General features: G+C 27.1%; 14 protein-coding genes. 5 read left to right on the plus strand and 9 right to left on the minus strand.

Features of this window, described 5'->3' with window-relative positions:
* Nucleotides 1-15: 15 nt before the first annotated feature.
* Nucleotides 16-756 (plus strand): AmmeMemoRadiSam system protein B, encoded by a 741-nt coding sequence (gene amrB, locus N187_RS01685; RefSeq protein WP_025419545.1) that lies wholly within the window; start codon nucleotides 16-18, stop codon nucleotides 754-756.
* Nucleotides 757-775: 19 nt separating this feature from the next.
* Here the strand turns inward: amrB and rpmB are convergent, their stop codons facing one another.
* Nucleotides 776-1,054, minus strand: coding sequence for a 50S ribosomal protein L28 (gene rpmB, locus N187_RS01690; protein WP_025419546.1), 279 nt, complete (start codon nucleotides 1,052-1,054; stop codon nucleotides 776-778).
* 9 nt (nucleotides 1,055-1,063) lie between these two features.
* Complete coding sequence (locus N187_RS01695; RefSeq protein ID WP_025419547.1) at nucleotides 1,064-2,623, minus strand: hypothetical protein; 1,560 nt, start codon at nucleotides 2,621-2,623, stop codon at nucleotides 1,064-1,066.
* 123 nt (nucleotides 2,624-2,746) lie between these two features.
* On the opposite strand from N187_RS01695, the gene N187_RS01700 reads away from it, so the two are divergent.
* Complete coding sequence (locus N187_RS01700; RefSeq protein ID WP_025419548.1) at nucleotides 2,747-3,844, plus strand: hypothetical protein; 1,098 nt, start codon at nucleotides 2,747-2,749, stop codon at nucleotides 3,842-3,844.
* A gap of 11 nt (nucleotides 3,845-3,855) precedes the next feature.
* Here N187_RS01700 and N187_RS01705 read toward each other — a convergent pair whose 3' ends face one another.
* The 7 genes from N187_RS01705 to N187_RS04895 are packed head-to-tail and all read right to left on the minus strand — an operon-like array spanning nucleotide 3,856 to nucleotide 10,170.
* Entirely contained in the window at nucleotides 3,856-5,652 is a 1,797-nt protein-coding gene (locus N187_RS01705) for a membrane protein (protein ID WP_025419549.1), read from the minus strand.
* Between the two features lie 15 nt (nucleotides 5,653-5,667).
* Complete coding sequence (locus tag N187_RS01710; protein ID WP_025419550.1) at nucleotides 5,668-6,609, minus strand: hypothetical protein; 942 nt, start codon at nucleotides 6,607-6,609, stop codon at nucleotides 5,668-5,670.
* 24 nt (nucleotides 6,610-6,633) lie between these two features.
* Nucleotides 6,634-7,119, minus strand: a complete 486-nt coding sequence (locus N187_RS01715) for a CarD family transcriptional regulator (RefSeq protein ID WP_025419551.1) — start codon at nucleotides 7,117-7,119, stop codon at nucleotides 6,634-6,636.
* Between the two features lie 46 nt (nucleotides 7,120-7,165).
* Nucleotides 7,166-7,759: a hypothetical protein gene (locus N187_RS01720; protein ID WP_025419552.1), complete on the minus strand. Its 594-nt coding sequence runs from the start codon at nucleotides 7,757-7,759 to the stop codon at nucleotides 7,166-7,168.
* Nucleotides 7,752-8,480 carry a 16S rRNA (uracil(1498)-N(3))-methyltransferase gene (locus tag N187_RS01725; protein ID WP_025419553.1) on the minus strand — a complete coding sequence of 243 codons (729 nt, stop codon included), beginning with the start codon at nucleotides 8,478-8,480 and terminating at the stop codon, nucleotides 7,752-7,754. Before N187_RS01725 ends, N187_RS01720 begins: the two co-directional genes overlap by 8 nt.
* On the minus strand, nucleotides 8,477-9,913 hold the full coding sequence (locus N187_RS01730; protein WP_025419554.1) for a S41 family peptidase: 1,437 nt from the start codon (nucleotides 9,911-9,913) through the stop codon (nucleotides 8,477-8,479). The genes N187_RS01725 and N187_RS01730 overlap by 4 nt, the downstream gene beginning before the upstream one ends.
* Nucleotides 9,910-10,170, minus strand: coding sequence for a hypothetical protein (locus tag N187_RS04895; RefSeq protein WP_156922694.1), 261 nt, complete (start codon nucleotides 10,168-10,170; stop codon nucleotides 9,910-9,912). Before N187_RS04895 ends, N187_RS01730 begins: the two co-directional genes overlap by 4 nt.
* Nucleotides 10,171-10,415: 245 nt before the next feature.
* Here N187_RS04895 and N187_RS01740 point away from each other — a divergent pair, with 245 nt between their 5' ends.
* From N187_RS01740 to N187_RS01750, 3 genes are read left to right on the plus strand one after another with little or no spacing between them, the layout of a single operon-like run.
* A complete protein-coding gene (locus tag N187_RS01740; protein ID WP_075550311.1) occupies nucleotides 10,416-11,549 on the plus strand; it encodes a P-loop NTPase in 1,134 nt (377 codons plus the stop codon).
* Between the two features lie 10 nt (nucleotides 11,550-11,559).
* Nucleotides 11,560-12,519: a prolipoprotein diacylglyceryl transferase gene (gene lgt / locus N187_RS01745; RefSeq protein ID WP_038443377.1), complete on the plus strand. Its 960-nt coding sequence runs from the start codon at nucleotides 11,560-11,562 to the stop codon at nucleotides 12,517-12,519.
* A 52-nt stretch (nucleotides 12,520-12,571) separates the two neighbouring features.
* Complete coding sequence (locus N187_RS01750; RefSeq protein ID WP_075550312.1) at nucleotides 12,572-14,563, plus strand: EAL domain-containing protein; 1,992 nt, start codon at nucleotides 12,572-12,574, stop codon at nucleotides 14,561-14,563.
* Nucleotides 14,564-14,606 lie beyond the last annotated feature (43 nt).

Raw genomic sequence — 14,606 nt, forward strand, 5'->3', positions numbered from 1 at the left:
AAAATAAGAAACAGTTTGGTTAATAATATATTTTATTCAACCAATGATTCTAAATTAAAATCATTCAACCTAAATAAAAAAAAGACTCATAAAGCACTTTTGAGTAGTTATGGTGCTTATGAGTTTTTCTTAGATAAGATTGACCTATTTCAAAAAATAATAACACATAATACAAAGAATGTGTTTATATTCTCACAAACAAAAGAAAATTCACAAATTAATATCTCAGATCATAAAGCTTGGAAATTCCTTAATAAAACAATTGACGTTAATCTAGATATAGTAAGTTTAATAAAAAATCTTGAATTTACAAGCATAGAAAACAAAATAATGGAGAATGACCATAAAATTGAAATTACATTAAATTTTATTAAAGATATAACACAAGATATAAAAATTATCCCTATTATTTTGGGCCAACCAAAAAATCAAATTTCAAGAGAATTTTGTAAATTTTTAAATCCATTTATAACAAAGGAAGAAAATTCTTTTATATTCCTCTGCCACTTCATCGCATGCTCTAAAAACTTAAGAAAAGCCATTCAACTAGAAACAACATTAAAAGAATTCCTAAATACACCTAATTCAAATTCATCCACTTTATTAGAATATTACAATACACACAAAATATTTCCTGAAAATATAAGCGCACTGACCATAATTCATAAGCTTTTCAAAAAATTTGAATTCATAAACCACACACTCGTCAATAACGAGAATGAATATTTAATAATAGAGAATATACTATTAAACTGAAATTGGAAACATGCAATTTTTACATAAAATCTTCTATCTTTTTATAATTTTTCTTCAAAAAAACACTAAGACCTACCTTTGAAATACTTCTTAAGGCACTCGCAGAAATCCTAATGTTAACGCTTTTTCTAAGCTCAGGAACAAAAAATTTTTTATTGATTAAATTTACCTTAAAAGTTCTCTTGGTCTTCACACCAATGTGCTGTCCTGCTCCACCCTTTTTTTTAGCAAGTCCTTTTCTTGGAACATTGTTTCCAAACATCGTCTTTTTACCTGTTATTTCACATTCTCTTCCCATTTAAATCTCCTAAACTGTATTTTTCTTCTCTAAATATAAATCCATCAGCTTTAAAAATAAACTTAAACCATCAACTACATTTTCAATTATACTACCAAAGTTTACATTATTGCCACAACTTTTTACAAGATCAGCATCAAGCTCTTTCCAATTATAAATAAGCTCCTTTTCTGAAGAAGGTTTCAGATAATCTTCCAAACAATCATTCAAACGTTGTCTTAAAGAATTTATTTTTGAATAATATTCATTAAGTAAAACAAAAGCCTTTTTATTAACATCTGTTATTATACTCAACAATAATTTTTCCGACGATTTGTCCCCAACAGAAACTCTGTGCAAAAGAGCATTAATTCTATTACCATAAGTACCCTGTTCACCAAGATTATCATCAAAATCAATAAGATTGGAATAAATACCAATTAAGGAATGAATATCATTAGAAACATCTCTAGACATTTCCATATCCTCCCACTGTCCCTTAATAATAAGGATATTAACAATATCACTGAGATCCTTTTTTACAAAATTAACTGCATGGGTTTTTAAATAACCTAAAAGATCAGAGTAAACATACCCAGTAGTATTAACAACTTTAGATGTAATCTTATCATTCATAAGTTCATTGTAATTATCTAAAGTTGCAATAGTAATTCCGGGAAACAATTTTGCTGCTAAAACCTTAGATTTACTATTCTTTTGAAAAATCTCAATTTTTGATATCTCATTTGAAACATGTTTAGCAAGGTCATTAAAGAAAATTTTTGCCTTGGCCTTCGACTTTTTGACACCAGACATGGGCAAATAATCAGGATCACCACTAACATATCTTATAAGATATAAAATTTCTTTATTTTTATTGATCTCAATTATAGAGGTTAGTATTTTAAGCCAAACATTTGGCTTAACAGGAAAATTTTCTCTATCTCCATATATCTCTAAAAGAACATCGTATAGATTTCTCCAAATAGAAATATCTCTAATAGAATATATACACTCCAAAAAATCTTTAATATCATCAAGAATCACGCCACAATTAACAGAACTAAATCTTGGTTTATATACAAAGTCATCTTCCGGAAATAAATTATCAAAATTTTTCACAATTGAATAATATTGATATGAAACTAAATCAAAAAAGATATCTAAAGCTCCACAAGTCTCATCTATCAACCTGATTTGCTCCTGAGTTACGTTCTTCAACAAATAATTCAAATTATTATCCAAATTCTTAGACATATCAGGCGTAAAATTAACTACATCATTAGCTGAAAAAGAATAAATACATTCCAAAGCTTGCCTTTGATTATCACTCAAATACTTTTCAACAACAAAGTGAATTATTTTATTTGAATTTCGATATCTCTGTGCAAAAAACTTAAAAGGAATAAAAGCCTTATAAAGATTATAAATAAACTTAGCAAATTGAGGCAAAGCCTGAATCTTCGAAGCATTAAAAAAACTACTTATCTTACTTAGATTATTTTTAACTTCTCTAAGTCTTCTTTGCTTCACTTGTTCAGGAGTAAGCTCTCGACTAAAGATAGAAAACAAAAAATCAACCAAACCCAAACTCGTGTACTCTCCTTTAAGACTAAAATCCAGAGTTTTCAAAGATACCTAAAATTATAAAATAACTATAAGAATTATACATAATTTATTGTAAAATAAAAGGAAAAGAACAAATATTTTTTTATGTACATAAAGAAGCTAGTTTTAATCATAATTTTTACATTGATTTTTAGTTGCTCACAAGATGATGCCATCACCATATTAACTGATAATCAAATTATTCCGTTTTATATAAACCAATTCAATATCCAAAATAAAGAAAGCTTTATCATTAAATATAAAGAGCATATTAACATGCAAACGATTAATGAAGAGAATGTGCAAATAATTATATCAAAAAATATAGATAACATAAATATAACTAAAAACTTAAAAAACATCCAAAAATATTATTATCCAGACTATCCAATACTGAATAATATATCGGGAAAGTTTGCATACAGAATTGCCCCCTTAAGCTTTGATATTCCAATATTAATGTATAAAAAAGAGTATGATATACAAAAATATATTGATGTACAAAATATAAAGGAAATATATAAAAGCTTTCAAAAGAAGAAAAAAATTTTTATCTCTCCATATATCTCTGAAAATCTACTTTACACAATATCTGAAATCAATGACATAAACTTTTACTTTAGTAACAACAGACCATCATATGATGAAAAAAAAATGTCAAATATGATAAATCATTTTAAATCTTTCATGGATGTAAATGAACTCAAACTACACAAAAGCTTCACGGAAAAATATAAATATCTAACTCTAGAAAAAATATTGCTTCAAAATAAAACTATTTTAATTGCAGGCTTAACTAACTTAACATATTACAACAGCTTAAACAAAGATATAAGAGACAAAATCAATTTTTCATACCTAACAAATAACGAAAAAAAGTCGTTGGTATGCAACATAAACTTTATTGGAGTTAAAGAAATATCAAAATCTATAGAGAAATTTATCCAATGGATACTGAACCAAGAAGTACAAAAATCCCTAATTAAACTTAAAGAAAAAGCAAAATTCAACGAATATTTTGGATTTGCAAATGGATTTACACCTTATAAAAGTCTTAACTTAAAATTAAAACATATAATAAAAGAAATACCTTCATTTATTGTAGATGAAAATTATCTGAACAAAAATTCGTATATACTAAATACAGAACAAATAACCAAAGAAAATCGCATGATCAATGAATTATTTCTATTAAACCCATAAACAAATAAATATTATACTTCTTGATAATTAACTCGCATTATATACAATATAATACAAAACAAGATAGCAAAAATAAGAATAAAAGATATGTATATATTAACAGATATCTGAATCAAGAGAGCTATCAAAATAAATAATAAGTAATTCATAAAAAGTGAAACGATAACTGAAAAAATAGCTATTATTAAGGATATAAGGAATATCACAATTTTTGAATCAAATTCAAAATTAACCTTAGAAGCCACAGCAATAAACAAAACACCCAAAAAAACTAGTAAAATAGGAGTCATCATTAAAAAAAGACTTGAAGAAAAAATATTTATCAGCCCGAAGCTAAACATTTCAACTTGGCTGAAAGCATTTAAAAGAACTTGAATGGGCAGAAAAATACCACCCTTAACAGAATTTGCAAATAAACGCAAGTTATTAACATCCTTATTAATATTAACGATATTTGGATCACTTAAGTCAAAGTTAATAAGCGATACGATAACCTTAGTAGCAGTAATATCACTATTTTCATTCTTCTTATCTAAAACATTTTGATAAACACTATTACCCTTAAGACTAGCAAATGGCACTTTAATGTGCAATATAATATTTCCTGAGTTATCAAACCTAATAAGCTCAAAATTTTTAATCATCTTAACATAAGAAGAAACAGTATTGACAACCTTTTGCATATAAATATAATCATATGTTTCATTACTAGAATCACGTTGAAATAAAAATATATCGTTAATACCATAATGCTCATAATACTTTTCAATTTCATCAAAAAAGAAATACTCTCCTTTCAGTTTTTCTAAAGATTTATTCTTATAACTCAAAATCTCATTATCATTCGGAAATAAATTATGAAGCTTTAAAAAGCCATAATACGCAGGTTTAAATTTTTCTGTATTAAAATATAAAAAATTTTTTTGTTTTTCTCCAAAAACTAAAGATTTCTTTTCGATTTCGACATTTTTATATTCACGAATAGACTTAAAAGTCAAATCTAGAAGTGCAACAAATTCATCATCTTTAGTAGCAACAAATCCCACATAAGCAAAATAATTAGCTGTAGAATAATCACCTTTATCAATAAATTCATTCACAATATCTTGAAAATCTTTCTTCGTTAGACTTTTAATAAGATACGTTTTAAAAGTCTTTCTAACTTTTTCTAAATCAACATCATAGATAGGCATCCTATCATATTCAGATCTAGCCAAATAATAATTAATTGAAAGCTCATCATTATCAGAAATAAGTCTCATCTTTTCATACATTCTAAGCAATTCGTCAAGGTACTTTCTTTTCTGCTTCAAAATTTCTATTAATTCATCTACATCTAACATCTTATTTGAAGCTGATAAATTTATATCTATGCTTTTAAGCTTACTGTCTATTTCACTCACCTGATCTGAAAGAAAATTATACCTCTCATAGTTATATTCATATTCACTTCTTTGAGAAAGAATATAAGACATAATAGAGTTAAAAATAAACATAAAAACAATACCTATTACAAAAAATAGAAATACAAATGGATAGAGTTTTTTAAATAAATATCCTCTATATTCCCTCAGATAAAGTCGTGTTTCATTCTTAGCTAAAAAAATAAAATAAACTAAAATAAAAAAAACAAAAAATCCATTAAAATAATGATAAAAACTTAAAACAGTATCAAAAAATTTAGCTACCAATATATGCTTGTCTAAATAATTCATCCCAAAGAAATATGTATAACAAAAAATAAAGCCAATAAATAAAAATAAAAAAATAAAAAAATTACTTAAAAATGCATACAATTCTCTTTTCATATCCAACAAATTAGTTTAATGCAAACTATTATCAAATCCTTCACTTATCTTAACATACTCGGAAATAAAACTAACTAAATAAGTAGAAAAGAAAGTAAGTAGACAAAAAATAAAAGGAATATAATTAGAGAGTACATTTTCTCCCATCATCAAATCCAAACTTCTAGGAAATTCGATCGCATAAATGTTATAAACCCTAAAAAACAGTATAATAAAAATAGGATAAAGAAATAAAGACAGACCACCTGAAAATATAAAGTTAAAAAGATAAAGAAATGAAAATAAAAGTAAAGCAAATCCAAATATGTTCAAGATCAAACTAAAAGATGATAAAGAAAACAAAAAATCATTTAAAGCATCCAAATCATTAAAAACATAACTACTTATATCAGTATATAACTTCTGCGCAAAAAACACATTTTCATTAAAATGCATAATATCAGATTCAGAAAAACCCGAATTATACGAAAAGGTTTTAAAATCTTCATCATAAAACTTACTATCTTCAACTTTTAGAATACCTCTAAACCCAAACAATTTAGCATTATCACTATGAAAAAATATCTTATCATCAAAAAAATGCACTACCCCATCTTTAATATTTTTTTCATCTCTACTATAAAAGTCCAAAAAAACAGAATTAAGATTAGCAGACACCAAGAATCCAAAATACGCCAACAGCAATATAAAAATAAAAATGACACCATACATAACCCTGGATACACGTAACGTTTCCACATTAAAAGGATAAGCAATTCTCATGAAAGTAATAACTAAAGATAAAGGAAAGGCATAAAGATAAGCCTCATAATAAAGCTCAAAACTCATAATAGAAAAATTCACATATAACAACTTATATCTTAAGTAAGAGGTACAAATAAAAATTAAGGCAAAGAACAAAAATATAGAAATGAATCTACAGGATATTAAGAAAATAAACCTTACAACAGTCAACATAATAACCTACACGTTATAAACAATCTAAGACTTTCCCATAGATAAAACTTCCTTCATTTTCTGCTTAGCCTCTTCAAAGCTGATTTGCAGTGCCAAACTAATTTCATGCTGCAAAATTAATTCAAAATCATTTAAAATCCTTTTCTCATAGAAAGGCAATTCTTTTTGCATAGATTTTGTATATAAGAACTTATACAATTTAGCAGTATTTAATATATCACTTTGTTTATAAAAATCATGGCTACCATCCTTTATCTTCTTTTGATCTATTTGACCTTCAAAGTCTTTAATGATATCAAAAACTTCTTTTATCTTTTCCTTGCTAACTAAAGCCCTAATTCCAAGATCATCTGCTCTAGAAACTGGAACCATGAAAGTCATTTCATTGAATGGAAAATATATTTCATAATAATCAATAAACTCACCATTAAATTCTTTATTTTGGATATTTTTTATTTTTCCTACTCCTTGCATTGGATATACTACAGCTTGATCTAATACAAACGCCATTTTTTTACCTCATATAAATTTTACCATTGCTTAAAACTAAAAGAAATCACAAAAATACACTTAAATTAGTTCTAATACCAAATTTATTTACATAAAACATATTTTCAAGATAATCATCGCTGCAAAAACTGACTATCATACTAGGAGTAAGTTTATTAATATTAGCAAAAAACATTTCCTTGTTTCTCTTAATAGCTTTCAAATCATAGTAACCAATAAAGTTAATCTCTTTATGTGACTCTTTTAATCTTAAAAAATTTTTCTTAGAAATTACCTTATCTTTATCAATAATATAACACGTTTTATATGTATTTTCCAATACACTCATTAAAACAAGCAAAATCGAATTCGAATTATAGCAACCAACATCTACTCTTTTAAAAAATTTACAAAGAGATCTTAACAAAACAGAATTTGAAAAAACAAGTGAAGCACTCCTAACAAGATTTCGAAACTTTTTAAAAATCAAAAATTTTATTAAAGACTTACAATCAATAAAAATAACCATTGAATGATATGGATGGGACACAAGATATTCAAATCGAGTGATCAATTTATCACTATTTTTAAATACATCTATTGGAACTCCAAAAAAATAAATCCTATCTGGTTTTGAATATATGTCTTTTAAATTAGCCACTTTTACCCTCTAATAATAATTTAAAATGAGCAAGTGAATAAACAATAGCCGTATCTGCTCTTAAAATTGGAGTATTAAATCTTACAAACTTAAAATTTAGTTTTTTAAATAAATTTACTTCTGATTTTGAGAAACACCCCTCAGGACCTACCAAAATCCCAATCTTACCAAAAGTACCAAGATCATCACCACAACGTAGCAAAACACCTTCCTTGTGAGCAACATAATAATCTACAGATGAGGAATAAGGAATGCTAAAAAAATCCTTGTAAAAATTGATGCCAGGCACTCGAGTATTGCCACTTTGCTTTAAAGCTTCATCAATCAATTTTAAAAACCTTGAACTTTTAAATTCCAAATTATCCATATCAATTCTAGCAACAGAATTATCAGCATTAACAATATTGATCTGATCTACTCCAATTTCAACAACTTGTCTTAAACTTAAATCCAATTTCCTACCCTTAAGGTTGGATATAAACATATTTATTTCAAAATCACGTTTGTTAAGCTTCTCCACTCTAAGAGTAGAAAGCCTAACAACATTATTATTTATACTAGAAATCTCAGCAAATCTTACTTCCTTGCCCTTTAAAAGAACGCTTAATGTATCGCCTACCTTAAATCTTCTTACATCAACAAGGTAATGATACATCTTAAAATCATCAATAATGATATCATCATCAAATAGACAACTATCATCTAAGACTATTTGCTTCACAGATCAATTTTTATCCTATTGGCAAGATATTCACAAGCAGCTCTTAAGGACTTATCATAATGTAAATTATAAATTGGCATTTCATTATGGGTGTCTTGATAAAATTGTAAAAACACATAACGCCCTAAAATATCTCTGTCTATATTGTAAGATGGATATTCCTTAATAACTTTATCAACAAAAGCATCTATCTCATCCTCAGTAATTGACTCTTTATCTTTCCTGCCATTTAAGAAATTTTCTATTAACTTCTTATCAACAATTTGCTTGTATGCTGCAATTTCAGCTTCAGAAAACTCTCTCTCTCTAACCTCTAAATCAGGCTTAATCCCAATATTATGAATACTCTGCCCAGAGGGAGTATAGTATTTTGAATTTGTAATCTTAAATCCCCCGGTATAGAAAGGCAATATACGTTGAATCACTCCTTTGCCGTAAGATTTTTCCCCTATAACATAAGCTCTTTGGTTATCTTTTAAGGCTCCCACTAGAATTTCCGACGCTGATGCTGAGTATCTATCAATTAAAACAACAACTGGCATATCCAAAGGTACTATATGTGAAGAACTAGCCTTATACTCTATAGGGATCTTAGAATCTCTTGCCTTCGTTGACACAATAACTCCTTCAGCCAAAATATCATCTGCTATCTCTATTGCATCCTTCATATAACCGCCAGTATTAAACCGTAGATCTATAATTAAAGATTTGATGTTTTGAGAATGCAATTTCTCAAACGCTTTTTCAAAATATATATTAGTATTTGGATTAAAACTTAGTATCTTAATATACCCAACGTCTCTATTAATAATGTCATGCTTAACAGTCTGGATATCTACTTTTTCCCTAACAAGTTCAAATTCAAGTTTTAAATCTTTGTCTCTTAAAACAGAAATCTTAACTTTGGTACCTGCTTTTCCTTTTAAAAGTTCACTAATTTGTTCTATTGTCATTAAAGAAGTACTCTTGCCATCAACAGACATAATGTAATCACCAGATTTCACTCCGGCCTTATAAGCAGGTCCCTCTTCAAAAGCAGTAACAACCATAACGTAGGAAACATCAGAAACACCATTACCAGATTTAACAGAAAGATTCTTTTTAACGATAGCAACTCCAATCCCAACATAATTTCCTTCTGTGGTCTTTGAAAGTTCTAACAAATCTTCTTTTGTCAAATACTGAGAATAAGGATCATTTAATGCCTTAAACATACCCTTTAAAGCCCCTTCAAAAATAGCTTCATCATCAACAGTCTCAACATAAGTTCTCTTAATAAAAGAGAAAGCTTCCATCATCATCTGACCATAATCTGACTCAGACATCTTTCCTTTAGCTAAATCTGATCGTGCAAAAATAGACTCTACAATGACTGCAGAACTGATCATTAAAGCTAATACAAAATATACAAATACTAAAGATTTCTTTTTCATTGAATAATTCCTACAAAAATAAAACTTGATTTTATCTCCATAATATAATATTTTAAGATTATGTTAAAGGCAAATAACACAAAAACAACAAGAATAATTACAGGCCTTATCGCTGTTTTACAAATAGTATCAAGCATATTGATATTAACAGCATTATTTATATTTGCTGAAAGAACAATACCAATACAAAGCCATTCTATCAGGCTAATGATAGCATTCATCATATTTTCGCCAGAATTATGCGTATCAATGCTCACAATACACTATGTAAGTTATGAACAATTTAAAATACTTCATAACTTAATTACTATAACAAAAACTTTTCAAATAATAATGAGTATTTTGCTTATTATACTAGGACTAAGCTTGGACTTAATAAAATTATTGCACATACACCAACTATGGTTCCTTATTCTTTTAGTAATAATAATAACATACGCTATATTTAACACAATGATTTTAATTTTAATCAAAGTAAAAAACAAAATAATGGAGTAAAGGTTTGATTATCATTCCTATAGCTAGTGGAAAAGGAGGTGTTGGAAAATCTATATTTTCGACAAATATTGCAATTTGCCTTGCAAATGAAAGGAAAAAAGTCCTACTCGTAGATCTTGATCTTGGCGGTTCAAATTTACACTCTATGCTAAATATCACTCCTAAGAAAAGTATTGGTACTTTCCTTAAAACAAAAATCCCATTCAAGGATGTAATAATTGAATCAGGAATAAAGAATTTAAGCTTTATCGCAGGAGATTCAGATATCCCCGAACTTGCAAATATAGGAATTTTTCAAAAGAAAAAAATAATAAATAACTTAAAAAATTTAAGTTATGATTACCTAATAATTGACCTTGGTGCTGGTACAACATTTAATACAATAGACTTTTTTCTCATGTCAAATCGCGGAGTAATAGTAACAATCCCAACAGTAACAGCAACAATGAATGCCTATTTATTTTTAAAAAACACAATCTTTAGGCTTATATCAAAAGTATTCACAAAAGAAACAAAAGCATACAAAATAATATCTGACATAAAAAAAGATTCTAGCGATCTACAAAGAATATACATACCGAATCTATTACTCAAAATAGAAACTTACGATCCTGAAAATTATGAAAAATTTATGAAGATATTCTCACAGTTTAGCCCTTTCATGATATTTAATATGTTAAATAAACCTGATGACATCAAGAAAACTGAAAGAATAATAAAATCTGCAAAAGACTATTTAAATATAAAATTACAAAGCATAGGTTCAATTTATAAAGACGAACTTATTGATAAAGCATTAAACCATAAAATACCAATAACTATTTACAAACCAACAAGCTTAACTTCCAAAAGTATTAAAAAAATAGCAAAAAAACTAATTGAACTTGAAACTGTAATAAACAACGTAGAACTATTAAGTGAAGACGATCTAAATGAAAGTCACCATTTTATAATTAAAGAAGCACAAGACGAATATCTAGAAAAGTATGCATATCTTGAATCATTATTAATGAATAAAACAATAGATAATAACGCAATTATTGATATAATAAAATCTCAACAAAAAGAAATTGCAACATTAAGAAAACAAAACATGATGTTAAAAAAAAAGTTATTTATACAATTGAAAAAAGACTGAGGAGAAGAAAATGCCAAATTATATAAATTACCCCAGCTGGTTACATCCTGAAATAATCAAAGGGATCCCAATTACATGGTACAGCCTATCTTACATTATAATAATAATTATTTCTTACAAATTTATTTGGTATCAAATACAAGCTGACAAACTTGATATAGAAAAAAGTGATTATGAAAAACTAATGTTTTCAGCTATTATGGGAGCAATACTTGGTGGAAGACTAGCATCTACATTGATTTATGACAGAAGTGGCATTTATTACACACACCCTTGGCTAATCTTCCTACCATTTGACCAAAACTGGAATTTCACAGGATTTAGAGGAATGGCAATACACGGGGGGTTTTTCGGAATCATTATTACATCAGTAATAATGATAAACACCAAACTTAAAAACACAAATATAAAAAAATATTTCAGAAAGCTAACAGATTATGGATCAATAGCTTTCTCTTCAGGATACATACTTGGCCGACTAGCTAACTTTGCAAATGCAGAGCTTTACGGAAGACCAATGAAAGGCGGAATAATATTTCCCAATGCAGAACCCTTCAAAGTAACTCAAAAAGGAGTAAAAGAATTCGCAGAATCAGTTGGAATGGAAATATCACCTCATGACGTATTTATTAATCTCCCAAGAATTCCATCACAACTCATTGAAGGATTATTTGAAGGCACTGTAAGCTTTTTATTACTATGGTTTCTCTTCAAGAAAATAAAAAAATATGATGGTTTTATCTTTGGAATATATACAATTCTTTATGGATCATTCAGATTCCTAATAGAATACTTAAGAGAACCAGACAAGGAAATAGGATTTGTTATAACTTACAAAACACCTGAGAGCATATTGGATTTCTCATTTCTAAACATATCAATGGGACAAATATTCTCATTAATCTTAATAGTATCGGGAATAATCTGGCTCGCATGGGCTAAAACAAGAAAAGAAAAACTAAAGAAATAAATCATAAAAATATAGATTTATATCAAAATTAATATAAATTTATTTAAATAAGATGAGGAATTCAAATGCAATTGTAATATCTGAAGGAATCATTAATGATAATGATATTACAAAGATAAAATCCATTTTTAAAATATCAAAGATAGTAAAATCTAGAAAAAATATCTCTAGTGAATACATCAAACAAAGTAAAATTAAGTTTGCTATTATTTACAACCATAAAAGACCAATAGATTTTTCAATCAACATGGCAAATGACCTAAAAAGCATTAATAACATTCACTCTATCATCATAAATAATAAGCCTATATATAAAGCAATGTATCAACCAAACTACATAGAAATATTAAATAATATCAATGAATTAAACGATAAACATACACTAATACAACAAAAAAAAATTTACTATGACAATAATAATGCTAATCTTGATTTTTTCTTAAATTTATCTGAACTTATTCAAGAGATCGTGATCATCACAAATACTGACAACGACATCATATACATTAATGAAAAAGGCAGCAAAGAACTCGAACTCCCAATAAAAATTAGAGGAAAAGCAAATAAAATAAGTGAAATAAAAATCATAGACTTAGAAAAAGAAACTAAAATAGATCTAAGTTACAACACAAATGATATTCCTGAATTCAGAAACATATTGATAACCGACTGCATTTTAAAGGTTAAAAATAACAAAAAATTAATTGTAGACTTATTCATCAGTACAATTGCTCAAAACAATATTGATAAGTTAATTACAATAAAAGACATATCAGACTTAAAATCTAAAAACAATACTCAAGACCTCGAAATCATCGATCAACAAACAGATCTGTATAATATTAAAGGACTTGAAAAGCTGTTAATAAACCAAATTGAATCTGCCCATAAAAAAATATATTTATTTGACCTAGATTTACACATAAATACAGAATGTGAAATAACAGGCAACAGAGCAAACGTAGACTCAAAAATACTTAAAAAAATCGCTTTCAGGATAATGTCATTTTATTCAGAGTACATATTTAGATTAAAAGACAATAATTTAATAGTCATTATATCCACAAGCGGAGGAGAACAAAGACTAATTTCAATTGCAGAAGACATTAAAAAAACCATTTCTAGAGAACTCAAAAAAGAAGGTTTTATAATATTTAAATTCAATATAGGAATAATAGAAGTAAACCTAAAAGAAGATATAGAGAAAAAGCTCGCAAAATTAAAAATAGCAACAAAAATATCTGATGAATATAAAGATTCTATGCCTATTTTATATAAAGATGAATTACCAGAAACAATTCTTATTAAAAATCAAAATAAAATATTTGAATATATAGTAAAAGCAATAAAGAATGACTTTTTTAGTCTCTATTACCAAAAAATTACTCCTCTCAAAAAAGACCTAAAACCAAAAATTGAAATATTAACAAGACTTTTTGACTATACAGGAACTCCCATCCCAAACAGCAATGTCTTTAGCTTAATAGACAAGTATAACCTAACAGTTGAAGTAGACAAACTAGTAGTTACTAAAGCTTTAAGAGAATATACAAATTTCGTAGCGAAAAATGGTGTTCATATCTTTTCAATCAACATTTCACCATACTCACTCAAGTCTAAAAACTTCAGAATGTTCTTAAAAGAAACACTTATTAAAAGTCATGTTCCACTTCAGAATATATGCTTAGAAATAACAGAAACTGGAATCTTAGAAAATTTTGAATTAATCAAAACATATTTCAACGAACTTAAAACCTTTGGAATTAAACTTGCACTTGATGACTTTGGCAGCGGATATACATCTCTCTCATATATTAAAATTTTACCAATAGATATCATCAAAATAGATGGTTCCTTTATTCAAGTAATTAACTCTAGTCAAATAGATCTCGTAATAATAAAATCAATAAAAGACATTGCTGATACAAGGAGAATCAAAATTATAGCTGAATTTGTATCGAATGAAGAAATACTTAAAAAGATAAATGAGATCGGAATAGATTATGGACAAGGATTCTTATGGCATAAACCAGAACCAATCTAAAAACAAGAAAATATTTTTTAATGCCAGCAAAAATTAGAAGATC

Origin of the sequence: Borrelia anserina Es (genome assembly GCF_001936255.1) — a bacterium.
Lineage (GTDB): Bacteria > Spirochaetota > Spirochaetia > Borreliales > Borreliaceae > Borrelia > Borrelia anserina.

What these genes read in the sequence shown, in the direction of transcription:
- N187_RS01705 (WP_025419549.1), bottom strand. Translation starts at nt 5,652, where the DNA reads ATGAAAAGAGAATTGTATGCATTTTTAAGTAATTTTTTTATTTTTTTA.
- rpmB (WP_025419546.1), bottom strand. Translation starts at nt 1,054, where the DNA reads ATGGGAAGAGAATGTGAAATAACAGGTAAAAAGACGATGTTTGGAAAC.
- N187_RS01710 (WP_025419550.1), bottom strand. Translation starts at nt 6,609, where the DNA reads ATGTTGACTGTTGTAAGGTTTATTTTCTTAATATCCTGTAGATTCATT.
- N187_RS01730 (WP_025419554.1), bottom strand. Translation starts at nt 9,913, where the DNA reads ATGAAAAAGAAATCTTTAGTATTTGTATATTTTGTATTAGCTTTAATG.
- N187_RS01750 (WP_075550312.1), top strand. Translation starts at nt 12,572, where the DNA reads ATGAGGAATTCAAATGCAATTGTAATATCTGAAGGAATCATTAATGAT.
- lgt (WP_038443377.1), top strand. Translation starts at nt 11,560, where the DNA reads ATGCCAAATTATATAAATTACCCCAGCTGGTTACATCCTGAAATAATC.
- N187_RS01715 (WP_025419551.1), bottom strand. Translation starts at nt 7,119, where the DNA reads ATGGCGTTTGTATTAGATCAAGCTGTAGTATATCCAATGCAAGGAGTA.
- N187_RS01700 (WP_025419548.1), top strand. Translation starts at nt 2,747, where the DNA reads ATGTACATAAAGAAGCTAGTTTTAATCATAATTTTTACATTGATTTTT.